Source organism: Ottowia pentelensis (genome assembly GCF_964341695.1).
On the sequence record NZ_OZ224513.1, the window covers coordinates 1,463,762 to 1,488,079 of the forward strand.

A 24,318-nucleotide genomic window follows, 5' to 3' on the forward strand; every position below is an offset into this window, starting at 1 on the left:
TGGCTTGCTCCGTCAAGAATGGGTTTCGGGCTTGATGACGTCGACGCCGGGCGTCTCGTCGTACAGCGCCTGCACCAGCGCGTCGCGCTCTTTCAGCACCGCGCGCTGGTTGATCGAGCCCTTGTCGGTGATCTCGCCCTTGTCGATCGAGGGCGGCTCGGCCAGCAGCAGCAGGCGCGCCACGCGGTTGGCGCTGCCGGTGGCGGTGAGCGACAGGTCGGTCACCAGGCTCTGGAACCTGGCGCGCACGGCGCGGTGGCGCAGCACCTCGGCCAGCGGCGCGTCGGGCGGCAGGTCGGTCAGCGTGCGCACCGCGGCGGTCGGAAACACCAGCGCGCCGACCTCGCCGCGGTTCAGGCCCGTCAGCACGACGTCCTGGATGTAGGGCGCGCCGCCGCTGGTCACGCGCGCGCGCAACGGCCCGACGCTGACGAAGGTGCCGGTGGCCAGCTTGAAGTCCTCGGCGATGCGGCCGTCGAAGCGCAGGCCCTTGTTGGGGTCGGCGGGGTCGATCCAGGCCACGGCGTCGCCGGTGCAGAAGAAGCCTTCGTCGTCGAAGGCCTCGGCCGTGGCCTCGGGCGCGCGCCAGTAGCCGGGCGTGATGTTGGGGCCGCGGTAGCGCAGCTCGACCTTGCCGTCGACCGGCACCAGCTTGCATTCCATGCCCGGCGTGGGCAGGCCCAGATCGCCCGCCTGGATGTCGGGGCTGGTGGGAAACAGGCCGTAGGGCGAGGATTCGGTCATGCCGAAGCCGCAGGTCATCACCACGCGCTCGCCCAGCTCGCGCTCCGCGCTTTCGAACAGCGACTCCCACACCGGCTGCGCCAGCGAGGCGCCGGCGTAGAAGAACATCTTGACGCGCGAGAGAAAGTTGCGGCGCAGCACGTCGTCGGTCTTCATGGCCTGCGCGATGGCGTCGAAGCCGGTCGGCACGTTGAAGTACAGCGTGGGCGCGATCTCGCGCAGGTTGCGCAAGGTCTCGCCCACCAGCGCCGGCGTGGGCCGGCCTTCGTCGATGTACAGCGTGCCGCCGTTGGCCAGCACCATGCCCACGTTGTGGTTGCCGCCGAAGGTGTGGTTCCAGGGCAGCCAGTCGACCAGGATCGGCTTTTCGTCCTGCAGGATGGGCATGGACTGGCGCATCTGCTGCTGGTTGGCGCACCACATGCGGTGGGTGTTGACGACTGCCTTGGGCAGCTTGGTCGAGCCGCTGGTGAACAGGAACTTGAGGATGGTGTCCGGCCCGGTGGCGGCCTGCGCGGCGTCGACGGCGGGCGTGGGCTCGGTCGCGAGCAGCGCGGCCAGCGGCGTGCTGGCGCGGCCCTGCAGCGCGGCGGCGTCGGGGTTGCGCGAGAGCACCACTTCGACGCCCGCCGGCGCGGTGGCGGCAATGGCCTTGCCGTAGCGCGCGCCGTCGTCGGCCCAGATCAGGCCGGGCGTCAGGGTCTGCATGACGTGGCGCAGCTTGCCGAAGTCCTGGCTGACCAGCGAATAGGCAGGCGAGGCCGGGCACCAGGGCACGCCGGCCCACAGGCAGCCCAGCGCCAGCTGCGCGTGCTCCAGGCTGTTCTCGCTCAGGATCAGCACCGGCCGCTCGGCCGACAGGCCGCGCTCCAGCAGCGCCTGGCCGATGCAGCGCGCACCATGAAGCGCCTGCGCGTACGTGAGGTGGCGCCACGCGCCCAGGCTGCCGTCCGGCAGACGCTGGCGCTGGGCCATGAAACTCACGTCGGGCGTGGCACGCGCCCAGTGCGCCAGGCGGTCGGACATGCGCTGGCCGAAGGGCTGCAAGGGTTGGTCGGCGCTGAGGTATTGCGTGCCGTCGGCGCCGCCCCGCATCAGCGCGCGGGTGACGCCGAAGCGCAGCGCGCGGTAGCGGGGCGAGGCCGTGGCGGCGGTGGCCTGCGCGGTCATGGGGTTCTCCATAGTCCTGAATTGATAGCTGGTGGCGCTTGCCACACCTGGGCTTCAGCCCTTTTTGACCTTGGTTCCCGCCTTGCCGGCCAGAAAGTCGCGCACGCGCGCCTTGGCCTCGGGCGCGGCCTGGGCGATGGCGCTGATCAGCGCCTCGGTCAGGTAGCCGTGGTCGGCCGGTTGCTCGGCGATGCGCGGCAGCGCGTGCATCAGCGCGTAGTTGGTCAGCGGCGCGTTGCCGGCAATGCGCTCGGCCAGCTCCAGCGCCTTGTCGAAGGCGCTGCCGGCCGGCACCCCGTATTGGGCGAAGCCCAGGCGCTCGCCGTCCTCGGCGTTGTAGACGCGGCCGGTGAGCATCATGTCGGTCATGCGCGCCACGCCGATCAGCCTGGGGATGCGCACCGAGCCGCCGCCGCCGACGAAGATGCCGCGCGAGCCTTCGGGCAGGGCGTAAAACGTCGTCGCGTCGGCCACGCGGATGTGGGCGCTGGCGGCCAGCTCCAGCCCGCCGCCCACCACCGCGCCGTGCAGCGCGGCCACCACCGGCACCGGGCCATACTGAATGGCGTCCAGCGCCACGTGCCAGCTGCGCGAGTGGTGCAGGCCCTGGCCGGCGTCGCGCTCCTTCAGCTCGGACAAATCCAGCCCGGCGCAAAAATGCTCGCCCTCGCCGTCCAGCACGGCGGCGCGCACGGTGTCGGGCAGGTTCTGGAAGGCGTCGCGCAGCTCGGCCACCAGGCCGTCCGACAACGCATTGCGCTTGGCGCCGCGCGTCAGGCGCACGACGGCGATCTGCTGGCTGGCGCCAGCCAAGCTGACGGAAAGATCTTTGGGCTTGCTCTGCATCCGTGTTCTCCAATGCGTTTATTATTTATTTTTAATAATTAAATTCAAGCGCCTGAGGCACGATTTTTCCTCGGGATAACCCTGATTGCTGTCATTTCCAGATCGACGCGCCGCGCCACGATCGGTGGCGCGCCGATAGACTGTCCAACGACCGCCAGCCGCGCCGATCTTGAACCTCCCGGAGTACCCCATGCAACGCCGTGACTTCCTCACCCTGGCCGCCGCCGTCCCGCTGGGCGCGGCGCGGGCGGCGGACTATCCGTCCAGGCCGATCCGCATCGCCGTGCCCAATGCGCCGGGCGGCGCGGCCGACATCACGGCGCGCGCGGTGGGCGAGCACATGGCGCGCAGCCTGGGCCAGCCGGTGATCATCGACAACAAGCCCGGTGCCGGCGGCGTGATCGCCGGCCAGGCGGTGGCGGCGGCCGCGCCCGACGGCTACACGCTGCTGCTGATCTCCAGCGGCACGGCGGTCAGCCAGGCGCTGTTCAAGTCGCTGCCCTACGACACGCTCAAGGCCTTTGCGCCGGTGGCGCCGCTGGCCACGTTCGACCTGGTGATCGTCGGCAAGGCGGGCGGCCCGTTCAAGACGCTGGGTGATCTGCTCGACTACGGGCGCAAGAACCCCGGCAAGCTGAACCTGGGCACGCCCAACATCGGCACCACGCAAAACCTGGCGGCCGAGTGGTTCAAGAGCGCCGCCGGGCTGGACCTGCAGGTGGTGCCCTTCAAGGGCACGCCGGACGTGGTGGCCGCCATCCGCGGCAACCAGATCCAGGCCGGGCTGGACATCCTGAGCCCGCTGCTGACGCAGATCCAGGGCAAGGTGCTGCAGCCGCTGGCCGTGACCGGCGCCAAGCGCTCGCGCCTGCTGCCCGACGTGCCGACCGCGCAGGAGGCGGGCGTCAAGGGCCTGAACGCCGCGTCCTGGAACGGCCTGGCCGTGCCTGCGGGCACGCCGGCCGCCGTGATCGGGCGGCTGAACCAGGCCGTCAACGCCGCGCTGAAGGACGCCGAGGTGAGCGCCAAGCTGGAGGCGCTCAACCTCGACCCGCACCCCGGCACGCCCCAGGACGCGCAGGCCATGCTGGCCGGCGACATCCGGCGCTGGGGCGAGGTGATCGCCAAGGCCAAGATTCAAAAGATGTGAAGTTTCAAGCCAAATCGGCCTGCAGCCGGCATGCATCAAGCGCAGGCAGCTATCGAATGAGGAGTTTTCGTCATGTCTGAAGCGCTGCGCATCGGCCTGATCGGCTACGGCGAGGTGGGCCAGATCTTTGCCGCCGGCCTGCGGGCCCAGCCCGGCGTGGCCGGCGTCGGCGCCTGGGACCTGAAGTTCGCGCGCGCCGACACCGCGCCCGCCGAGCGCCGGCATGCCGCGCGGGCCGGCGTGCAGGCGCACGACTCGGCGCAGGCGCTGTGCGCGGCCAGCGAGCTCGTCATCTCGGCCGTCACCGCGTCCAACACCCTGGCGGTGGCCGAGGAGGCGGCGCGCCACATCCGGCCCGGCACCTGGTTTCTCGACCTCAACTCGGCCTCGCCCGGCACCAAGCGGCAGTGCGCGCGCCACATCGACGGCGCCGGCGCGCACTACGTCGAAGCTGGGGTGATGACCTCGGTGCCGCCCTACGGCATCCGCGTGCCCATGCTGCTGGGCGGCGCGCACGCGGCCGAGCTGGCGCAGCGCCTGGGCGCCTGGGGCATGGACGCCACCGCGGTCAGTGCGCAGCTGGGCGTGGCCAGCGCCATCAAGATGTGCCGCAGCGTGATGATCAAGGGCCTGGAGGCGCTGGTGATCGAGAGCTACACCACGGCGCGCGCCTACGGCGTGGAGGACCACGTGCTGCCCACGCTGGCCGAGACTTTTCCGTCCATCGACTGGAGCGCGCAGGGCGCCTATTTCTTCAGCCGCGTGGCGCAGCACGGCCAGCGCCGCGCCGAGGAAATGCGCGAGTCGGCGCGCACGGTGCAGGAGGCCGGCTTGGAGCCACTGATGGCCGCCGCCATTGCCGCCCGGCAACAGTGGGTGGCCGACCAGGCGCGTGCCGGCGTGTTTGCGGGTGTGGCCCAGGGCGCGCCCTGGCAGGACTTTGCCGACGCGCTGCTGGCGCAACGCAAGGCCTGATCGGAAAGCCGGCGCCTATGCACGCCATCCTGGGCATCACCGGCCCCATCTACCTGTGCATCGCGCTGGGCTGGCTGGCCACGCGCGCCGGGCTGTTTCAGCGCGGCGACATGCGGGTGCTGGGCCAGTTCGTGCTGTACATCGCGCTGCCGGCGCTGCTGTTCGACGCCGTCGGCAAGCGCCCCGTGGGCGACATCCTGGACGGGCGCTACCTGGGCATCTATGCGCTGGGCGGCCTGGCCACCATGGCCGCCGGCCTGCTGTGGACGCGGCGCGTGGCGCGCCAGGCGCCGCTGCCGGCCGTGGTGCAGACCATGGGCATGAGCTGCCCCAACACCGGCTTCGTCGGCTACCCCATCAACCTGCTGCTGCTGGGCGGCTCCAACGCGGCGGTCGTCCTGGGCATGAACATGCTGGTCGAGAACCTGCTGCTGATCCCGCTGCTGCTGGCGCTGGCCGACAGCGCCGGCGGCGGGCGCCACTGGCGCGCGGTGCTGCGCGGCGCCGCGGCCGGGCTGTGGCGCAACCCGCTGGTGCTGGGGCTGGCGGCCGGGCTGCTGGCCGCGTGGCTCGGGCTCAGGCTGCCGGCGCCCATCGAGCGCACCGTCGGCCTGCTGGCGCAGTCCAGCGCGGCGCTGTCGCTGTTCGTCATCGGCGGCGCGCTGGCCGGCCTGCGCCTGCGCGGCATGGGCCGCGCCGTGGCGCGCATCGCCACCGGCAAGCTCATCGCCCACCCGCTGCTGACCTTGGGCGTGCTGGCGGGCGCCACCGCACTGGGCCTGCCGCTGGTCGACCCGGCGCTGCGCACCGGCCTGATCGTGTCCGCCGCCTGCCCCATGTTCAGCATCTACCCCATCCTGGCCGGCCGCCACGGCGAGGAAGGCCTGGCCGCCGCCGCGCTGCTGGGCACCACGGTGGCCTCGTTCTTCAGCATCAGCGTGCTGATGGGCTGGCTGGGGTGATGGCGCCGCGACGGGCTTGCGCTAGGATCAAAGCCCCATTCCAACGACACCCGAGGAGACCTTCATGCACGCTTCCCCCCGCCATCTGCTTCGTGGCCTGTCCGTGGTGGCCGCGGCCACCCTGCTGGCCGCCTGCGCCAGCGCGCCCTCGCACGCGCCCATCGTGCAGACCGCCGGCTGCCTGAGCGACGCCCAGGTCGCCACCTGGATGGCCGACTACAACGCCCGCAAGCCGGCCATGAATCCGCCCGAGTCCATGACCATGGCGGACGCCGCCTGCACCCGCGCCAAGCTGCAGCAGCGCCTGGCCGCGCAGGACGGGCCGCTGGTGGGCTACAAGGCGGGCCTGACCAACCCGGCGGTGCAGAAGAAATTCAACACCGACCAGCCGGTGTGGGGCGCGCTGTATTCGAGCATGCTGCTGAACAGCGGCGCCACGGTGGACGCCGCCTTCGGCGCGCGCCCGCTGTACGAGGCCGACCTGCTGGTGCGCGTGAAGGACGCCGCCATCAACGCCGCCAAGACCCCGGCCGAGGTGCTGCGGCACGTCGACCAGATCGTGCCCTTCATCGAGCTGCCCGACCTGATGGTGCAGGCGCCGCCCAAGCTCAATGGCGTGGGCGTGAGCGCCATCAACGTCGGCGCGCGCCTGGGCGTGCGCGGCCCCGCGCTGCCGGTGCCGCAGGACGCCGCCGGCCAGGCCCGGCTGCTGACCGAGTTGCGCGACATGAACGTCAGCCTGACCGACGCCCACGGCGCCAGGCTGGGCGGCGGCAAGGGCAGCGACGTGCTGGAGCACCCGCTGAACGCCGTGGTGTGGCTGGCCGGCGCGCTGAAGGCGCAGGGCCTGGCGATGCAGCCGGGGCAGCTGATCAGCCTGGGCTCGTTCTCGGCCCTGTTGCCGCCCAAGCCGGGCCTGCAGGCCACCGTGCACTACGGCGGCGTGCCGGGCCTGCAGCCGGTGACGGTGACGTTCCGCTGAGGACTCTTGCGCGCCGCGCCGCTGGCCTTGGCGGCCGCGCTCGATTGGGAGCATGATGCTCATCGAGGCGCGCAGGCTGCGCCGTGAGGAGAAACCATCGTGACAACCGGCTCGGTCCCTGTGGGCAGCAAGGCCCCGTCCATCCCCGCGCAGCGGCCAGGCGGCGCGACGGCGCACGCGGCCCCGCGCGCATCGCCCAGCATCGTTGCCGCCACCGTGGCGGGCAACGCGCTGGAGTTCTTCGACTTCACCACCTACGCGTTTTTCGCCGTCTACATCGGCGAGACGTTTTTTCCGACGCACGACCCGCTGGTCAGCGTGCTGCTGTCGGTGGCGGTGTTCGGCGTCGGCTTCATCACGCGGCCGCTGGGAGGGCTGTTCATCGGCGCCTTTGCCGACCGCGTGGGGCGCAAGCCGGCGATGCTGCTGACCATCGGCCTGATCACCGTCGGCACGCTGGGCATGGCCCTCACGCCCTCGTACGCCAGCATCGGCATGGCGGCGCCGCTGATCGTCATCGCCTGCCGCCTGATCCAGGGCTTCGCGCTGGGTGGCGAGGTGGGGCCGTCGAGCTCGTACCTGATCGAGATCGCGCCGCCCGGCCGGCGCGGCCTGTACGGTAGCTGGCAGCTGGCCAGCCAGGGCATCGCGTCGCTGGCGGCCGGCATCGTCGGCGTGGCGCTGACGCTGGCCCTGAGCAAGGAGCAGATGCTGGCCTGGGGCTGGCGCGTGCCCTTCATGCTCGGGCTGGCGCTGATTCCCATCGCCATCTTCTTGCGCCGCCACATGCCCGAAAGCCTGGAGCACGGCGCGCCCGGCGAAGCCGTCAAGAACCCGCTGGTCGAAATCAGGAACCACATCCGCCCCATCGTCCTGGCGCTGATGCTCATCCTGGGCACGACGATCTCGACCTATGCGGCGATCTACATGACGACCTATGCGGTCACCACGCTCAAGCTGTCGGCCGTGATCGGCATGATGGCCACGGTGGTGTTCGGCCTGTCCACCTGGGTCGGCAGCCTGCTGGGCGGCTGGCTGTCCGACCTGTACGGGCGCAAGCCGGTGATGCTGTGGTCGCGCGTGGCCATCGTGGTGCTGACCTACCCGGTGTTCGCGCTGCTGATCAATCACCCCAGCATCGGCACGCTGCTGCTGGCCTCGGTCACCCTGAGCGGCCTGACGGCCATCGGCGGCGCGCCCTCGCTGGTGGCCATTCCGGAGCTCTTTCCCAGCCATGTGCGCGCGCTGGGCCTGTCCATCGCCTATGCCTTCGGCGTGGCGTTTTTCGGCGGCACGGCGCAGATCGTCATCACCTGGCTGCTCAAGGTCACCGGCAACCCGGCGGCGCCGGCGCTCTACGTGGTGCCGACCAGCGTGATCACGGTGATCGCCATCCTGCTGATGCGCGAAACCGGCAAGGACCGGGTTTTGCAGCATTGAAATGGCTTGTGCCCGATCGACTGGAGTCCGTTCATGTCCACCTCCGACACCCTGCAGGCGATGCACGCCTACGCCGATGAATTCGTCGCCCTGCGGCACGACATTCACCAGCACCCCGAGCTTTCCTTCAAGGAGCAGCGCACCAGCGATCTGGTGGCCGAGCGCCTGCAGTCCTGGGGCTACCAGGTCGAGCGCGGCCTGGGCGGCACCGGGCTGGTCGGGCAGCTCAAGCGCGGCAGCGGTCAGCGCCGGCTGGGCCTGCGCGCCGACATGGACGCGCTGCCCATCGTCGAGCAGACCGGCCTGGCCTACGCCAGCCGCCACCAGGGCGTGATGCACGCCTGCGGCCACGACGGTCACACCAGCATGCTGCTGTGCGCGGCCAAGGCGCTGGCCGAGTCGGGCCGGTTTTCGGGCACGCTCAACCTGATCTTTCAGCCGGCCGAAGAGTACGGCACCGCCGACAGCGGCGCCGTGCGCATGATGAACGACGGCCTGTTCACCAAGTACCCGTGCGACGCCATCTTCGGCATCCACAACATGCCGGGCTGGCCGCAGGGGCACCTGATCTTTCACACCGGCGCCATGATGGCCTCGTCCGACAAGGTCGTCATCACCATCACCGGCCGCGGCGGCCACGGCGCCATGCCGCACAAGGCCGTCGATCCGGTGGTGGCCGCCGCCAGCCTGGTGATGGCGCTGCAGACCGTGGTGGCGCGCAACGTCGACCCGATGGGCATGGGCGTGGTCACCGTGGGCGTGCTGCAGGCCGGCCGCGCCAACAACGTGATCCCCGAGACGGCGCATCTGGAGCTGAGCGTGCGCTCGCTCGATCCGAAGGTGCGCAACCTGCTGCAGGAGCGCATCACCGAACTGGTGCACGCGCAGGCCAAGAGCTTCGGCTGCACCGCCCAGATCGACTATCAGCGCGGCTACGCAGTGCTGATCAACACCGAGAAAGAAACCGAGTTCGCGCGCCAGGTCGGCCTCGAACTGCTGGGCGCCAGCCAGGTGGTGCCGCAGGGCGCGGCGCTGGGCGGCAGCGAGGACTTCGCCTTCATGCTCGAACACTGCCCCGGCAGCTATCTGCTGATCGGCAACGGCGACGGCGCGGGCGACTGCATGGTGCACAACCCGGGCTTCGACTTCAAGGACGGCAACGTGGTGATCGGCGCCGCCTACTGGAAGCTGCTGGCCGAGCGCTTTCTGGTCTGATGGCCGGCGCGGCGGCGCTGCGGTTAAATTCGCCGGCGATGAGCCCCGAAATCCAGGCCCGCCTGACCCCCGCCATGCGCCTGCTGCTGGATCGCATGGCGCGCGCCCCCTATCCGCCGCTGCGCACCCTGAGCGCGCCGGCCGCCAAGCAGGCCTACGAAAAATCCGCCGGCGTGCTGGAGGTGCCCAAGCCGCCGCTGGCGCGCGTGCAGGACCTGCGCATCCCCGCGCGCGACGGCACGCCCCTGCGCGCCCGCCTGCTGGCGCCTTCGACCGCGCCGGGGCTGCCGGTGCTGTTGTACCTGCACGGCGGCGGCTTCACCATCGGCAGCATCGACACGCACGACACGCTGTGCCGCATGCTGGCCCACCTCAGCGGCGCGGCCGTGCTGACGCTGGACTACCGCCTGGCGCCCGAGCACCGCTTTCCCGTCGCCGTCAACGACGCCTGGGACGCGCTGGCCTGGCTGGCGGGCGAGGGCGCACGCACGCTGGGCCTGGACGGCACGCGCCTGGCCATTGGCGGCGACTCGGCCGGCGGCACCCTGGCCGCGGTCGGCGCCATCCATGCGCGCGACCTCGGCGTCCGGCTGGCGCTGCAGCTGCTGATCTACCCCGGCACCACCGCGCACCAGGACACGCCCTCGCACGCCACCTACGCCGACGGCCCCATGCTCGACCAGGCGCAGATCGACTGGTTCTTCGGGCTATACATCGATGAGGCCCAGCGCGAGGACTGGCGCTTTGCCCCCCTGCAGGCCGACGACGTGGACGGCGTGGCGCCCGCCTGGTTCGCCCTGGCCGAATGCGACCCGCTGGTCGACGAAGGCGTGCTGTACGCCGACAAGCTGCGCCTGGCCGGCGTGCCGGTGGACCTCGAAATCTACCGCGGCATGGTGCACGGCTTTGCGCAGATGGGCCGTGCGCTGCCCGAGGCGCGGCGCTTTCACCACGACGCGGCACAGGCGCTGCGCGCGGCCTTCGGCCTGTGACCGGATACTATATGTTTGATAGCTGCTCGCGCTTTCCCATCAAGCGCTAGCGCCTTGTTTGACTCACAAATCATGGATCAGAACCCCTTGCCCCGCCGCGCCGACTTTCGCTTCTTCGAGCACCTGCGCGTGCGCTGGTCCGAGGTGGACATGCAGGCCATCGTCTTCAACGCGCACTACCTGACTTACTTCGACACCGCGGTCACCGGCTATTGGCGCGCGCTGGCGCTGCCCTACGCCCAGGCCATGGCCGCGCTGCAGGGCGATTTGTACCTGCGCAAGGCCGGCGTCGAGTTTCACGCCTCGGCGCGCATGCACGACAGCCTGGACATCGGCCTGCGCTGCGCGCGCGTGGGCACCTCGTCGATGAGCATGGCCGGCGCCATCTTCCGCGGCGAGCAGTTGCTCATCACCGGCGAGCTGGTCTACGTTTTTGCCGACCCGGCCACCCAAACCGCGCGCCCGGTGCCGCCCGCGCTGCGCGCCCTGTTGCAGGGCTTCGACGCCGGCGAGCCGGTGACCGAGGTCGCCACCGGCGACTGGGCCACGCTGGGCGAGGCGGCGCGCGCCGTGCGCACCGCCGTGTTCGTCGAGGAGCAGGGCATCGCCCGCGAAGACGAATGGGACGCCCTGGATGCCCAGGTGTTGCACGCCGTGGTGCGCAACCGCCTGGGCCAGCCCGTCGCCACCGGCCGGCTGCTGCCCGACGAGCCGGGCGTGGCGCGCATCGGCCGCATGGCCGTGCTGCGCGAGGTGCGCGGCGCCGGTCTGGGCGAGCAGGTCATCGCCGCGCTGGAGCGGGCCGCGCGTGAGCGCGGCGACCGCGAGGCGCGCCTGAACGCCCAGCGCAGCGCCGAGGGCTTTTACCGCCGGCTGGGCTACGCGCCCTACGGCCAGCCCTTCGACGAGGTCGGCATCGCGCACATCGCCATGCGCAAGGCGCTGGGCGGCTGAGTCTCAGACTTCGATCAGGGGGTAGGGCTGGCGCAGCCCCGTCAGGGGCGGCCCGTCGGCCGCGCCCACGCGCAGGCGCGCACCGGCCTCGGCCAGCGCGTGCGGCAGGCAGACGATGACCGCCGTGCCGCCCGCAGGCGCCGCGGCGGCCTGCGCGATCAGGCCGCAGGGCTGGGCGGGATCGTCCGCCGCGAACACGTCCTGCCCCGCCTGCGCCGCGCCATCGACCCAGCCGACGTAGGCGCGCCGCTTGATGGCGCCGCGAAACTGGCTGCGCGCGACGACTTCCTGGCCGGGATAGCAGCCCTTCTTGAAGCTGACACCATCGACGGATTCGTAGTTGAGCATTTGCGGCACGAAGGCTTCGGCCACCGGCGCCGTGAGAGTGGCCACGCCGCTGCGCACGGCGGCCCAGTCCCACAGCTCGATGGACAGGGCGGGGCCGGCCGGCGGCGGGCGGCCCGTCGGGCCGATCCACAGCGCGCGGGCGGCGCCGTCGGCCGGCGGCAAGGGGGCCAGAAAATCAGCGTCATTTTGACCTTCGACGCTTGATGGACGGGCACCGGAAGCTACTGTATCGATAGCGTCGCCGATCAGGCCGTACACCGCCAGCTCATCCGACGCGTCCGTCAGGCGCACCTTGGCGCGCAGCACGAACATCGACAGCTTTTTCAGCGTGGGCGCCAGCAGGTCGCGGCTGCACACCAGCCAGAATTCGCCCTCCGCGCGCCGGCAGACGACGAAGCTGGCCAGCATGCGGCCCTTGGCGTTGCAGTACGCCGCCAGGCGCGCCTGGCCGACGGCCATGGCTTCGACGTCCTGCGTCAGCTGGCCCTGCAAAAAGGCGGCGGCCTGCTCGCCCTGGGCACGGATCACGGCCTGGTGGGGCAGGGCGGCGATGCCGGACAGGGCGGTGGCAGATTCAGACACAGGGGCGGGCATGCCGTCAATTATCATGGTCGCCCCTGATTTTTTCCTGCCGTGTTGATTCGCTTCCTGCGCCGCCTTCTGCTGTTGCTGCTCGTCGCCGCCGTGCTCGTGGCCGGCGCGCTGGGCTGGTGGGTGACGCAGCCGCTGACGCTGAGCGGCGACACCATCGAGGTGCGCGTGCCGGCCGGCGCCTCGCTGCGCACGGCGGCGCGCCAGGCGGTCAAGGCCGGGGTGCGTGCGCCGGCCGAGCTGCTGTACGCCTATTTCCGCTGGAAGGTGGAGCAACAGCAAACCATCAAGCCGGGCGACTACGAGCTCACGCGCGGCATGACCGCTGGCGACCTGCTGGACAAGCTGGTGCGCGGCGACCGCGTCATGCTGCCGGTGACCCTGGTCGAAGGCTGGACCTTCAAGCAGGTGCGCCAGGCGCTGGCGCAGGCCGAGTACCTGACGCACGACACGGCGGCCATGACGCCGGCCCAGATCATGAGCGCGCTGGGCCGCCCCGGCGTGGCGCCCGAGGGGCGCTTTTTTCCCGACACCTATCTGTACGCCAAGAACTCGGGCGATCTGGCCGTGCTGCGCGAGGCGCTGCAGCTGATGGACAAGCGCCTGGCGGCGGCCTGGGACGCGCGCGCGCCGGGCCTGCCGCTCAAGTCGCCCGACGAGGCGCTGATCCTGGCCAGCCTGGTCGAGAAGGAAACCGGCCAGGCGGCCGACCGCGCCGAGATCGCCGGCGTCTTCATCAACCGCCTGAAGCGGGGCATGCGCCTGCAGACCGACCCCAGCGTGATCTACGGCCTGGGCGAGGCCTTCGACGGCAATCTGCGCCGGCGCGACCTCAGCACCGACACGCCCTTCAACACCTACACCCGCGCCGGCCTGCCGCCGACGCCGATCGCCATGCCGGGCAAGGCCTCGCTGATGGCCGCCGTGCAGCCGGCCGACACCCAGTCGCTGTACTTCGTGGCGCGCGGCGACGGCTCCAGCCACTTCAGCCCCACGCTGGACGAGCACAATCGGGCGGTCAACAAATATCAGCGCGGAGGGGGCAACTGATGGCGGGCGCGGGCCTGTTCTTGACTTTCGAGGGCATCGATGGCGCCGGCAAGTCCAGCCACATCGAGCCCCTGGCCCAGGCCTTTCGCGCCGCTGGCCGCGCCGTGGTGCTGACGCGCGAGCCCGGCGGCACGCCGCTGGCCGAGAAGATCCGCCAGCTGGCCCTGCACGACGCCATGGACGCCCTGACCGAGGCGCTGCTGATGTTCGCCGCCCGGCGCGACCACCTGGGCCAGGTCATCGTGCCGGCGCTGGCGCGTGGCGAGGTGGTGCTGTGCGACCGCTTCACCGACGCCACCTTCGCCTACCAGGGCGGCGGGCGCGGCTTCGACTGGGATTCACTCCTGATTTTGGAGCGGCTTGCGCAGACCCTGAGCGGGCCAGAGGCTGATTTGATTCAAAAACCCCGGCTGCAGCCCGACCTGACCCTGTGGTTCGACCTGCCACCGGCCGTGGCCGCCCGGCGCCTGGCCGCGGCGCGCGCGCCCGACCGTTTCGAGGCCCAGCCCCGCGCCTTCTTCGAGGCCGTGCGCGCCGGCTACGCCCGCCGGGCGCACGATGACGCGGCGCGCTTTGCCCGCATCGATGCCGACCAGCCCCCGGCCGCCGTCCGCCAGGCCGTGCGGGCCGCCGTGCAGGCCCGGGGGTGGTTGTGAGCGCGGCCATGGCCCCCTGGATCGCGCGCCAGCTGCAAGCCCTGCTGGCCCAGCGCGGCCACGCCTGGCTGCTGCAGGGGCCCTCGGGCTTGGGCCAGTTCGACTTGGCCTTGAGTCTTGTTCGCACGTGGTTGTGTGATGCCCCCACGCTCCCCGCTGCGCGTGGTTCGCTGCCCCCCGAGGGGGCGCTCGCCGCCTTGGGGCGGCCCGGCGGCGGCTCGGATGCCCCCACGCCCCTGGGCGCCTGCGGTGCATGCCCCAGCTGCCACGGCATCGACGTGCACACCCACCCCGACCTGGTGGTGCTGATGCCCGAGACCGAAATGCTGGCGCGCGGCTGGCCGCTGCCGGAAAAGGCGCAGGCCGAGATCGACGACAAGAAGCGCAAGCCGAGCAAGGACATCCGCGTCGACGCCATGCGCGAGGCCATCGACTTCGCCCAGCGCACCAGCGGGCGCGGGCGCGGCAAGGCGCTGCTGGTCTACCCGGCCGAGCGCATGAACGCGGTCACCGCCAACGCCCTGCTCAAGACGCTGGAAGAGCCGCCGGGCGATGCGCGCTTCGTGCTGGCCAGCGATGCCGCGCACCTGCTGCTGCCCACCATCCGCAGCCGCTGCCAGGCCCACACCCTGGCCTGGCCGGCCGAGCCCGAGGCGCTGGCCTGGCTGGCGGAGCAGGGCGTGGCCGCCGCCTTGGCCCCCGGCCTGCTGCGCGCCGCCGGCGGGCGCCCGGCCGCCGCGCTGGCGCTGGCGCTGGCGGGCGAGGCCGACGGCGCCCGCGCCTGGGCCGAGCTGCCGCGCGCGCTCGGCCGCGGCGACGTCGCCGCCCTGGCCGGCGTGCCCGTGCCCGAGGCCGTGGCGCGCCTGCAAAAGCTGTGCCACGACCTGCTGGCGCGGCAGGTGGGCGCGCCGCCGCGCTTTTTCGACGCCGCCGACCTGCCCGCGCGCGCGCTGTCGCAGGCGGCGCTCACGCGCTGGTGGAAGCAGCTGGCCGAGTCCGCGCGCAGCGCCGAGCATCCGCTAAACCCCGGTTTGGTGACGGAATTCCTGGTCAACGCCGCCCGCCAGGCCCTAAACTCCAAGCTCTGAAGGCTCTTTGCCCCGGCACGCCATGTCCCTATCCTCGTCCACGCAAAGCGCCGCCCTGCAGGCGGCCCGGCCCAGTGTCATCCAGCTGGCCATCAAGGAAAAGGCGGCTCTGTACGCGGCCTACATCCCCGCTTTCAGCGAGGGCGGCATCTTCGTGCCCAGCGCGCGCGAGCACCGCCTGGGCGACGAGATCTACGTGCTGCTGAGCCTGCTGGACGACCCGCAGCGCTACCCGGTATCGGGCAAGGTGGCCTGGATCACGCCCACGCGCGCCGCGGGCCATCGCACCCAGGGCGTGGGCATCCGCTTTCCCAAGGACGAGAAGTCCGAGCAGCTCAAGGCCAAGATCGAGCAGCTGCTGGGCTCCTCGCTCGGCTCCGACCGCACCACGCAGACGTTCTGAAGGCGGTGGCGGTACCATCCGGGCCGGATGTTCACCGATTCCCACTGTCACCTGACTTTTCCCGAGCTGGCGGCCGATCTGCCGGCCATTCGCTCGGCCATGGCCGCGGCCCAGGTCACGCGCGCGCTGTGCATCTCCACCACCATGGAAGAGTTTCCGCAGGTGCAGGCGCTGGCGGCCGGCCATGACAACTTCTGGGCCACCGTGGGCGTGCACCCCGACAGCGAGGACGTGCACGAGCCCAGCGTGGCCGAACTGGTGGCGGCCACCGGCCAGCCCCGGGTGGTGGCCATCGGTGAGACCGGGCTGGACTACTACCAGATGGACGAGCGCAAGGGCGGCCGCGGCGTGGCCGACCTGGACTGGCAGCGCGCGCGCTTTCGCACCCACATCCGTGCCGCGCGCCAGGCGCGGGTACCGCTGGTCATCCACACCCGGGCGGCCTCGGCCGACACCCTGGCCATCCTCGACGAAGAGGGCGAGGACGGCGGCGCGGGCAGCGCCGGCGGGGTGTTCCACTGCTTCACCGAAAGCGCCGAGGTGGCGCGCGCCGCGCTGCAGCGGGGCTTCTACATTTCGTTTTCGGGCATCGTCACCTTCAAGAGCGCGCGCGATCTGCAGGCCGTGGCCGCCTGGGTGCCCGAAGACCGCCTGCTGATCGAGACCGACTCGCCCTACCTGGCGCCCGTGCCCTTTCGCGGCAAGACCAACACCCCCGCGCTGGTGCCCCACGTGGCCGCGCGCCTGGCCGAGCTGCGCGGCGTCAGCGTGCAGCGCATCGCCGAGGCCAGCAGCGCCAACTTCACGCGCCTGTTCTCGCGGGTGGCGGCATGAGGCGCGCCGCTTTCGTCCGGGCGCTGTTCGGCCTGCCGCTGGGCGCCGGCCTGCGGGCGCCCGCCTGGGCCTATGACACGGGCGACTTCGTCCGCGCCATCCTGCAGGACAACGAAGGGGCCATGCGCCGCATCCTGGAGGACGGCTTCGACCCCAACACCAAGACCGACAAGGGCGTGCCCGGCCTGTACCTGGCGCTGGAAGAAGACTCGCTGAAGGTCGCGCGCCTGCTGGTGGCCGCGCGCCGCACCAAAGGCGAGCAGCGCAACACCAAGGACGAAAGCGTGCTGATGATGGCCGCCTACAAGGGCGACCTGGACATCGCGCGCGCGCTGATCGACAAGGACGCCGACGTCAACAAGCCCGGCTGGACGCCGCTGCACTACGCCGCCACCAAGGGCCACCTGAAGATGATGGACCTGCTGCTGGAGCACTACGCCTTCATCGACGCCCAGGCGCCCAACGGCAACACGCCGCTGATGATGGCCGCTTTCTACAGCACGCCCGAGGCGGTGAAACTGCTGATCCAGGCCGGTGCCGACGTCAACATGCGCAACAGCGGGGGCAAGACGGCGCTGGACCTGGCGCAGATGAGCAACCACCGCAATTCGGCCGACCTGATCATCGAGGCGCTGCGCCGCGCCCAGGGCGTGCCGCGCGGACAGTGGTGAGCAGTGGCAAGCGCCGTGCTTGCGCGTAAAATCCGATGCCTTGGCACCTCGGGTGCCCCACGGCAACAAGAGCGAGAAAGGCAGCGACGGGTTATGACACCGCGAACTTACCAGGCTCCCCTCATGGTTTGAGACCGTTCGCCACCCGCGGCCCGGCCTGGCCCGCAACGCCAGCCTCCCGCATCCCAAGCGCGGTCCCGGCCGCGCTTTTTTGTTGACTTTCCGGCCCTGCGCAGGGCCCCTGTTGGAGCAAGAACATGGTTCAAATCACGCTGGCGGACGGCTCGAAACGCGACTTCGAGGGTTCCGTCACGGTGGCCGAGGTGGCGCAGTCGATCAGCCCCGGCCTGGCCAAGGCGGCCCTGGGCGGCAAGCTGGGCGGCAAGCTGGTCGACACCAGCTACGCGATCACGTCGGATGCGCCGCTCACCATCGTCACGGCGCGCGATGCCGACGGGCTGGAGATGATTCGCCACTCCAGCGCCCACCTGCTGGCCTACGCCGTCAAGGAGCTGTTTCCGGACGCCCAGGTCACCATCGGCCCGGTGATCGAAAACGGCTTTTACTACGACTTCAGCTACAAGCGCCCCTTCACGCCCGAGGACCTGGCCGCCATCGAGAAGAAGATGACCGAGCTGGCCGCCAAGGACGAGCCGGTGGTGCGCCGCGTGCTGCCGCGCGACGAGGCGGTGGCCTACTTCAAGGGCCTGGGGGAGAACTACAAGGCCGAGATCATCGCCAGCATCCCCAGCAACGAGGACGTGAGCCTGTACCGCGAAGGCGCCTTCGAGGACCTGTGCCGCGGCCCGCACGTGCCCAGCACCGGCAAGCTCAAGTATTTCAGGCTGATGAAGGTGGCCGGCGCCTATTGGCGGGGCGACCACCGCAACGAGATGCTGCAGCGCATCTACGGCACGGCCTGGGCGACCAAGGACGAGCTGGCGCAGTACCTGCACATGCTGGAAGAGGCCGAAAAACGCGACCACCGCAAGCTGGGGCGCGAGCTGGACCTGTTCCACATCGACGAGCATTCGCCCGGCACCGTGTTCTGGCACGCCCGGGGCTGGGCCGTGTGGCAGGAGGTGGAGCAGTACATGCGCCGCGTGTACCGCGACAACGGCTACCAGGAGGTCAAGGGCCCGCAACTGCTGGACAAGTCGCTGTGGGAAAAAACCGGCCACTGGGACAAGTACCGCGAGAACATGTTCACCACCGAGAGCGAAAAGCGCGAATACGCGCTCAAGCCGATGAACTGCCCGGGCCACATCCTGATTTTCAAGCAGGGCGTCAAGAGCTATCGCGACCTGCCGCTGCGCTACGGCGAGTTCGGCGCCTGCCACCGCAACGAGCCCAGCGGCGGCCTGCACGGCATCATGCGCGTGCGCGCCTTCACGCAGGACGACGGCCACATCTTCTGCACCGAGGACCAGATTCTGGCCGAGTGCACGGCCTACACGGCGCTGTTGCAGAAGGTGTATGCCGACTTCGGCTTCACCGACATCATCTACAAGGTGGCCACGCGGCCCGAGCAGCGCATCGGCGCCGACGCGGTGTGGGACAAGGCCGAGCACGCGCTGATCGAAAGCCTGAAGGCCTCGGGCTGCGACTTCGAGATTTCCCCGGGCGACGGCGCCTTCTACGGCCCCAAGATCGAGTACACGCTCAAGGACGCCATCGGCCGCCAGTGGCAGTGCGGCACCATGCAGGTGGACTTTTCCATGGCCGAGCGCCTGGGCGCCGAATACGTGGGCGAGGACGGCGCGCGCCACACCCCCGTCATGCTGCACCGAGCCATCGTCGGCAGCCTGGAGCGCTTCATCGGCATCCTGATCGAGCAGCACGCCGGCGCCATGCCCGTGTGGCTGGCGCCGGTGCAGGTGATGGTCACCGGCATCACCGACGCGCAGGCCGACTACGTGCGCCATGTGGCGAAAACGCTGCGCGATCAAGGGCTTAGGGTGGAGACCGATCTGCGCAACGAGAAAATTACCTATAAAATACGCGAGCATTCGTTGCAAAAGCTGCCCTACATCCTGGTCGTGGGCGACAAGGAAAAAGCGGCCGGCGCCGTCGCGGTGCGTGGGCGGGGTAATCTGGACCTCGGCGTGGAGCCTCTCGAAGCGTTTTCCAAACGCATCGCGCAGGACATCTCCTCTAAAGCCTGATTTTCATTGAAATTGCGCTTTAGTCCGCGTCATACGGGCGGCTTTAGCTATGTTGTTCATAGTGTTTGACTTGAGGAACCGATACCATCGCTACCAATTTTCGTGACCGCCGCCATCGTGAGGAGCGCGCGCATCGTCTGAACCGAGAAATCATGGCGCCCGAAGTGCGCCTGAACGGCCCCAACAACGAGCCCCTGGGCGTCGTGCCCATTCAAGAGGCCCTGCGCATGGCCGGCGAACTGGACGTCGATCTGGTCGAGATCGCCGCCACCGCCGTGCCGCCTGTCTGCCGCCTGATGGACTACGGCAAGTTCAAGTACCAGGAGCAGAAGAAGGCGGCCGAGGCCAAGGCCAAGCAGACGGTCATTGAAATCAAGGAAGTGAAGTTTCGCCCGGCCACCGATGACGGCGACTACAACATCAAGCTGCGCAACATCCGCCGCTTTCTGGCCGATGGCGACAAGGTCAAGGTCACGCTGCGCTTTCGCGGCCGCGAGATCACGCACCAGGAGCTGGGCATGGCGCTGCTCGATCGCGTGCGCGCCGACCTGGCCGACACCATCGTGGTCGAGCAGTTCCCCAAGCTGGAAGGCCGCCAGATGATCATGATGCTGGCGCCGGCGCGCAAGAAGGTGGCCCAGGGCGCGCCCAAGGCCGCCGCCCCCGCCGGCGAAGCGACGGCGACGCCGGCTTCGGCCGGCTGACGCGGATGTGAAGCATTTGCCGGGCTTGCCCGGCGAACGGGCAGATTGCAAGGTCTGCCGCAAGAAGTGGCTCGGGGCCAATCAAGGGTGCAACGGTGTTGCACACGCCTCGCGAGCACAAGCAAAAAGGAGCATGTCACATGCCCAAAATGAAGACCAAGAGCAGCGCGAAAAAGCGTTTTCGCGTTCGTCCCGGTGGCACCGTCAAGCGCGGTCAAGCCTTCAAGCGTCACATCCTGACCAAGAAGACCACCAAGAACAAGCGCCACCTGCGCGGTGCGGTGAATGTGCATGAGACCAACATGGGTCACATGGCGCAGATGCTGCCCTTTGCCGGCCTTTGATCAACCGACGAACCAGGAGAAAACGACATGCCTCGCGTCAAACGTGGTGTCACCGCCCGTGCTCGTCACAAGAAGGTGCTGGCCCTGGCCAAGGGTTTCCGCGGCCGCCGCAAGAACGTCTTCCGCGTCGCCAAGCAGGCGGTGATGAAGGCGGGCCAGTACGCCTACCGTGACCGCCGCAACAAGAAGCGCGACTTCCGTCGCCTGTGGATCGCCCGCATCAACGCCGCCGCGCGTGAATGCGGCATCACCTACAGCCAGTTCATCAACGGCATGAACAAGGCCGGCATCGAGCTCGACCGCAAGGTCCTGGCCGATCTGGCCGTGCACGACAAGGCCGCGTTTGCCGGTATCGTCGAGCAGGCCAAGGCCAAGCTGGCTTGACGCCAGCGCCACCGCGCACAACTATAAAATCAATAGCTGGCTGCGCAGGTGGTTCAAGGGGTTGAGGCCGATTTGGCTTCAATCCCTTTTTCATTTCGGATTTTTGAGCGCTGAACCCCATGAATGCTTTCGCCGACTCCAGCGATCTGGCCGCCCTGGTGCAGGACGCCAGCGCGCGCTTCGAGCAGGCCGGCACGCCCGCCAACCTGGAAAACGCCAAGGCGCAGTTTCTGGGCAAGGCCGGCCGCGTGACCGAGCTGATGAAGGGCCTGGGCCAACTCGCCATCGACGAGAAGAAGTCGCGTGGCGCCGCCATCAACCAGGCCAAGCAGGCCATCGAGGCCGCGCTGGGCGCGCGCCGCCAGGCGCTGCAGGACGCCGAGCTGGCGCGGCAGCTGCAGGCCGAGGCGCTGGACGTGACGCTGCCCGGCCGCGAGCGCGGCATGGGCGGCCTGCACCCCATCTCGCGCGCCTGGGAGCGCATCGAGCAGGTGTTTGCCAGCATGGGCTTCGACATTGCCGACGGCCCCGAGATCGAAAGCGACTGGTTCAACTTCACGGCGCTGAACAACCCGCCCAACCACCCGGCGCGCTCGATGCAGGACACCTTCTACGTGGACCTGAACGGCGAAGACGGCCAGCCCTTTTGCCTGCGCACCCACACCAGCCCGATGCAGATCCGCTACGCCACGGCGCATGCCAAGCGGCACGCGGCACAACTGGCGCGCGGCGAGATGAGCGAGATCCGCGTGATCGCCCCCGGGCGCACCTACCGCGTGGACAACGACGCCACGCACTCGCCCATGTTCCACCAGGTCGAGGGCTTGTGGCTGGGCGAGAACGTGAGCTTCAAGGACCTGAAGGTCACCTACCTCAACTTCTGCAAGGCGTTCTTCGAGACCGACGAGCTGAGCTTGCGTTTTCGGCCCAGCTACTTTCCCTTTACCGAGCCGAGCGCCGAGATCGACATCCAGTTCTCCAGCGGCCCGCTGGCCGGCAAGTGGCTGGAGGTGTCGGGCTCGGGCCAGGTGCACCCGCAGGTGGTGCGCAACATGGGGCTGGACCCCGAGCGCTTCATCGGCTTTGCCTTCGGCTCGGGCATCGACCGCCTGGCCATGCTGCGCTACGGCGTGAACGACCTGCGCCTGTTCTTCGAGGGCGACACCCGTTTCCTGAGCCAGTTCCGCTGATCGAGGTTTTTCATGCAGTTTCCCGAATCCTGGTTGCGCAGCTTCTGCAACCCGCCGCTGTCCACGCAAGCGCTGGCCGACACCCTGACCATGGGTGGCTTCGAGGTCGAGTCGCTGCGCCCGGTCGCGCCCCCGTTCACCCGCATCGTGGTGGGCGAGATCAGGCAGGCGCAGCAACACCCCAATGCCGATCGCCTGCGCGTGTGCCAGGTCGACGCGGGGCAGGGCGCACTGCTGAACATCGTGTGCGGCGCGCCCAACGCCCGCGTCGGCATCAAGGTGCCGTGCGCGCTGGTGGGCGCCGAGCTGCCGCCGGGCGAAGACGGCAAGCCCTTCGTCATCAAGGTCGGCAAGCTGCGCGGGGTGGAAAGCCAGGGCATGCTGTGCTCGGCGCGCGAGCTGGGCCTGTCCGACGACCACGGTGGCCTGCTCGAGCTGGCGGCGGGCCTGCCCGTGGGCCAGGACCTGCGCGCCGCGCTCCAACTCGACGACACCGTGTTCGAACTCAAGCTCACGCCCAACCTGGGCCACGCGCTCAGCGTCTACGGCGTGGCGCGCGAGCTCGCGGCGCTGACCGGCGCGCCCCTGCAAACGCCGGCCATCGCGCCGGTGCCTGCCAGCATGGCCGAACTGCTGCCCGTCACCGTCAGCGCGCCCGATCTGTGCGGGCGCTTCTCGGGTCGCGTGATCCGCCACGTCGACACGCGTGCCGCCACCCCCGCGTGGATGGTCGATCGCCTGGCGCGCTGCGGCCAGCGCAGCGTCACGGCGCTGGTGGACATCTCCAACTACGTGATGTTCGAGTACGGCCGGCCCTCGCACATTTTCGATCTGGACAAGATTCACGGCGGGCTCGACGTGCGCTGGGGCCGCAAGGGTGAACAACTCAAGCTGCTGAACGGCAACACCGTCGAGCTGGATGAAAGTGTGGGCGTGATCGCCGATGCGCAGGCCGTTGAGTCGCTGGCCGGCATCATGGGCGGCGACGCCACGGCGGTGTCGGACGACACCCAGAGCATCTACGTCGAGGCCGCCTTTTGGTGGCCCGACGCCGTGGCCGGCCGCTCGCGCCGCTACAACTTCGCCACCGACGCCGGCCACCGCTTCGAGCGCGGCGTCGACCCGTCGCTCACGGTGGCGCACATCGAGCGCATCACGCAACTGATCATCGACATCTGCGGCACGCCGCAGACGCAGTGCGGCCCGATCGACGACCAGCAGCCCAAACTGCCCGCGCCGGCGCCGGTCACGCTGCGCGTGGCGCGCGCCGCCAAGGTGATCGGCATGCCGCTCACGCAGGCGCAGTGCGCGAACGTCATGCGCCGCCTGGGCCTCGCCTTTGTCGAAGGCGAGGGCACGGTGACCGTGGCGCCGCCCGCGTACCGGTTCGACCTGCGCATCGAGGAAGACCTGATCGAGGAGGTGGCGCGCATCATCGGCTACCAGCAGCTGCCCGAGACCGCGCCGCTGGCGCCCATCGTGCCGCGCACGCGCTCGGAGTCGCGCCGCAGCGCCTTCGACGTGCGCCATGCGCTGGCCGACCTGGGCTATCTCGAAACCATCAACTTCAGCTTTGTCGACGAAGCCTGGGAGCGCGATCTGGCGGGCAACGCCAACCCGGTGCGCCTGCTCAACCCGATCGCCAGCCAGATGAACGTGATGCGTTCGTCGCTGCTGGGCTCGCTGCTGGATGTGCTCAAGCACAACGTCGACCGCCGCGCCAGCCGTCTGCGCGTGTTCGAGGTCGGGCGCGTGTTCCTGCGCGACGCCTCGGTGACCACCACCGACCACAGCGTGCGCGGCGTGAACCAGCCGCTGCGCGTGGCGGGCCTGATCCATGGGCCGGCCCAGCGCCAGGGTTGGGGCGGCGTCGAGCGACCGGCCGACTTCTACGACGCCAAGGGCGACGTGCAGGCGCTGCTGGCGCCGCGGCCGGCCCGTTTCGAGCGCGCCGAGCACCCGGCCCTGCACCCCGGCCGCTGCGCCAGCGTGGCGGTGGACGGGCAGCTCATCGGCCATGTGGGCGAGCTGCATCCGCGCTGGCGCCAGGCCTGGGGCCTGTCGCATGCGCCGGTGCTGTTCGAGCTGGACCTGCAGGCCGTGCTGCAGCGCCCCATGCCCGTGCTGGCGGCGCTGCCGCGCCAATTGCCGGTCGAGCGCGACCTCGCCGTGGTCGTCGCCGAGGGTGTGACGCACGAGCAGTTGCAGCAGTGCGTGCGCGGCGCCGCCGTGGGTGCACGCCTGCTGGACGTCACCCTGTTCGACATCTACCGGCCCAAGCCCGGCACCGAGACTGCGGCGGGCATGGCCGCGGGCGAAAAGAGCATGGCCTTGCGCCTGGTGCTGGACGACGCCGAGGGTCAGAGCCTGACCGACGAACGCATCGATGCGGCGGTCGGCGCCGTGCTGGCCGCGCTGCAGGCGCAACTGGGCGCGCGCCTGCGGGCCTGAGCGAAGGAG

The 24,318-nt window shown here is 70.0% G+C and carries 23 protein-coding genes; 20 read left to right on the forward strand and 3 right to left on the reverse strand.

Going from position 1 to position 24,318, the window contains the following annotated elements; genetic code table 11:
• Nucleotides 1–12: 12 nt before the first annotated feature.
• Both ACWHMB_RS07065 and ACWHMB_RS07070 read right to left on the reverse strand, forming a co-directional pair.
• The gene (locus tag ACWHMB_RS07065; RefSeq protein ID WP_377480511.1) at nucleotides 13–1,914 is read right to left on the reverse strand and encodes a feruloyl-CoA synthase; all 1,902 of its coding nucleotides are present in this window, start codon (nucleotides 1,912–1,914) and stop codon (nucleotides 13–15) included.
• A 54-nt stretch (nucleotides 1,915–1,968) separates the two neighbouring features.
• Nucleotides 1,969–2,760, reverse strand: coding sequence for a crotonase/enoyl-CoA hydratase family protein (locus tag ACWHMB_RS07070; protein ID WP_377480508.1), 792 nt, complete (start codon nucleotides 2,758–2,760; stop codon nucleotides 1,969–1,971).
• 190 nt (nucleotides 2,761–2,950) lie between these two features.
• On the opposite strand from ACWHMB_RS07070, the gene ACWHMB_RS07075 reads away from it, so the two are divergent.
• The 8 genes from ACWHMB_RS07075 (at nucleotide 2,951) to ACWHMB_RS07110 (ending at nucleotide 11,430) form a co-directional block, all read left to right on the forward strand.
• The gene (locus ACWHMB_RS07075; protein ID WP_377480505.1) at nucleotides 2,951–3,910 is read left to right on the forward strand and encodes a Bug family tripartite tricarboxylate transporter substrate binding protein; all 960 of its coding nucleotides are present in this window, start codon (nucleotides 2,951–2,953) and stop codon (nucleotides 3,908–3,910) included.
• A gap of 72 nt (nucleotides 3,911–3,982) precedes the next feature.
• Nucleotides 3,983–4,885, forward strand: coding sequence for an NAD(P)-dependent oxidoreductase (locus ACWHMB_RS07080; protein WP_377480502.1), 903 nt, complete (start codon nucleotides 3,983–3,985; stop codon nucleotides 4,883–4,885).
• Nucleotides 4,886–4,902: 17 nt separating this feature from the next.
• A complete protein-coding gene (locus ACWHMB_RS07085; RefSeq protein WP_377480499.1) occupies nucleotides 4,903–5,847 on the forward strand; it encodes an AEC family transporter in 945 nt (314 codons plus the stop codon).
• A gap of 64 nt (nucleotides 5,848–5,911) precedes the next feature.
• Nucleotides 5,912–6,829: a 2-keto-4-pentenoate hydratase gene (locus ACWHMB_RS07090; protein WP_377480496.1), complete on the forward strand. Its 918-nt coding sequence runs from the start codon at nucleotides 5,912–5,914 to the stop codon at nucleotides 6,827–6,829.
• A gap of 141 nt (nucleotides 6,830–6,970) precedes the next feature.
• Nucleotides 6,971–8,269, forward strand: coding sequence for an MFS transporter (locus ACWHMB_RS07095; protein ID WP_377553519.1), 1,299 nt, complete (start codon nucleotides 6,971–6,973; stop codon nucleotides 8,267–8,269).
• 33 nt (nucleotides 8,270–8,302) lie between these two features.
• Nucleotides 8,303–9,484 carry a M20 aminoacylase family protein gene (locus tag ACWHMB_RS07100; protein ID WP_293222103.1) on the forward strand — a complete coding sequence of 394 codons (1,182 nt, stop codon included), beginning with the start codon at nucleotides 8,303–8,305 and terminating at the stop codon, nucleotides 9,482–9,484.
• 38 nt (nucleotides 9,485–9,522) lie between these two features.
• Nucleotides 9,523–10,476, forward strand: a complete 954-nt coding sequence (locus ACWHMB_RS07105; protein WP_377480489.1) for an alpha/beta hydrolase — start codon at nucleotides 9,523–9,525, stop codon at nucleotides 10,474–10,476.
• Between the two features lie 72 nt (nucleotides 10,477–10,548).
• Nucleotides 10,549–11,430, forward strand: a complete 882-nt coding sequence (locus ACWHMB_RS07110) for a YbgC/FadM family acyl-CoA thioesterase (protein ID WP_293222101.1) — start codon at nucleotides 10,549–10,551, stop codon at nucleotides 11,428–11,430.
• A gap of 3 nt (nucleotides 11,431–11,433) precedes the next feature.
• Here the strand turns inward: ACWHMB_RS07110 and ygfZ are convergent, their stop codons facing one another.
• A complete protein-coding gene (gene ygfZ / locus ACWHMB_RS07115; protein ID WP_377480486.1) occupies nucleotides 11,434–12,372 on the reverse strand; it encodes a CAF17-like 4Fe-4S cluster assembly/insertion protein YgfZ in 939 nt (312 codons plus the stop codon).
• A 45-nt stretch (nucleotides 12,373–12,417) separates the two neighbouring features.
• On the opposite strand from ygfZ, the gene mltG reads away from it, so the two are divergent.
• The 12 genes from mltG (at nucleotide 12,418) to pheT (ending at nucleotide 24,309) form a co-directional block, all read left to right on the forward strand.
• Nucleotides 12,418–13,419, forward strand: coding sequence for an endolytic transglycosylase MltG (mltG, locus tag ACWHMB_RS07120; RefSeq protein ID WP_377480811.1), 1,002 nt, complete (start codon nucleotides 12,418–12,420; stop codon nucleotides 13,417–13,419).
• Nucleotides 13,419–14,075, forward strand: coding sequence for a dTMP kinase (gene tmk, locus ACWHMB_RS07125; RefSeq protein WP_293222097.1), 657 nt, complete (start codon nucleotides 13,419–13,421; stop codon nucleotides 14,073–14,075). The genes mltG and tmk overlap by 1 nt, the downstream gene beginning before the upstream one ends.
• 8 nt (nucleotides 14,076–14,083) lie before the next feature.
• On the forward strand, nucleotides 14,084–15,163 hold the full coding sequence (locus tag ACWHMB_RS07130) for a DNA polymerase III subunit delta' (RefSeq protein WP_377480483.1): 1,080 nt from the start codon (nucleotides 14,084–14,086) through the stop codon (nucleotides 15,161–15,163).
• A gap of 22 nt (nucleotides 15,164–15,185) precedes the next feature.
• The gene (locus ACWHMB_RS07135; protein WP_293225364.1) at nucleotides 15,186–15,566 is read left to right on the forward strand and encodes a PilZ domain-containing protein; all 381 of its coding nucleotides are present in this window, start codon (nucleotides 15,186–15,188) and stop codon (nucleotides 15,564–15,566) included.
• Nucleotides 15,567–15,593: 27 nt separating this feature from the next.
• A complete protein-coding gene (locus ACWHMB_RS07140; RefSeq protein WP_293225366.1) occupies nucleotides 15,594–16,400 on the forward strand; it encodes a TatD family hydrolase in 807 nt (268 codons plus the stop codon).
• Nucleotides 16,397–17,071 (forward strand): ankyrin repeat domain-containing protein, encoded by a 675-nt coding sequence (locus ACWHMB_RS07145; RefSeq protein WP_377480480.1) that lies wholly within the window; start codon nucleotides 16,397–16,399, stop codon nucleotides 17,069–17,071. The genes ACWHMB_RS07140 and ACWHMB_RS07145 overlap by 4 nt, the downstream gene beginning before the upstream one ends.
• 257 nt (nucleotides 17,072–17,328) lie before the next feature.
• Nucleotides 17,329–19,236 carry a threonine--tRNA ligase gene (gene thrS / locus ACWHMB_RS07150; protein WP_377480478.1) on the forward strand — a complete coding sequence of 636 codons (1,908 nt, stop codon included), beginning with the start codon at nucleotides 17,329–17,331 and terminating at the stop codon, nucleotides 19,234–19,236.
• Nucleotides 19,237–19,322: 86 nt separating this feature from the next.
• Complete coding sequence (infC, locus tag ACWHMB_RS07155; RefSeq protein WP_293225372.1) at nucleotides 19,323–19,940, forward strand: translation initiation factor IF-3; 618 nt, start codon at nucleotides 19,323–19,325, stop codon at nucleotides 19,938–19,940.
• A 140-nt stretch (nucleotides 19,941–20,080) separates the two neighbouring features.
• Nucleotides 20,081–20,284 (forward strand): 50S ribosomal protein L35, encoded by a 204-nt coding sequence (gene rpmI / locus ACWHMB_RS07160; protein ID WP_009517525.1) that lies wholly within the window; start codon nucleotides 20,081–20,083, stop codon nucleotides 20,282–20,284.
• A 27-nt stretch (nucleotides 20,285–20,311) separates the two neighbouring features.
• The gene (rplT, locus tag ACWHMB_RS07165; protein ID WP_293223988.1) at nucleotides 20,312–20,668 is read left to right on the forward strand and encodes a 50S ribosomal protein L20; all 357 of its coding nucleotides are present in this window, start codon (nucleotides 20,312–20,314) and stop codon (nucleotides 20,666–20,668) included.
• 119 nt (nucleotides 20,669–20,787) lie between these two features.
• The gene (gene pheS, locus ACWHMB_RS07170; protein ID WP_447648486.1) at nucleotides 20,788–21,858 is read left to right on the forward strand and encodes a phenylalanine--tRNA ligase subunit alpha; all 1,071 of its coding nucleotides are present in this window, start codon (nucleotides 20,788–20,790) and stop codon (nucleotides 21,856–21,858) included.
• Between the two features lie 12 nt (nucleotides 21,859–21,870).
• Nucleotides 21,871–24,309, forward strand: coding sequence for a phenylalanine--tRNA ligase subunit beta (pheT, locus tag ACWHMB_RS07175; RefSeq protein ID WP_447648487.1), 2,439 nt, complete (start codon nucleotides 21,871–21,873; stop codon nucleotides 24,307–24,309).
• Nucleotides 24,310–24,318: the final 9 nt, after the last annotated feature.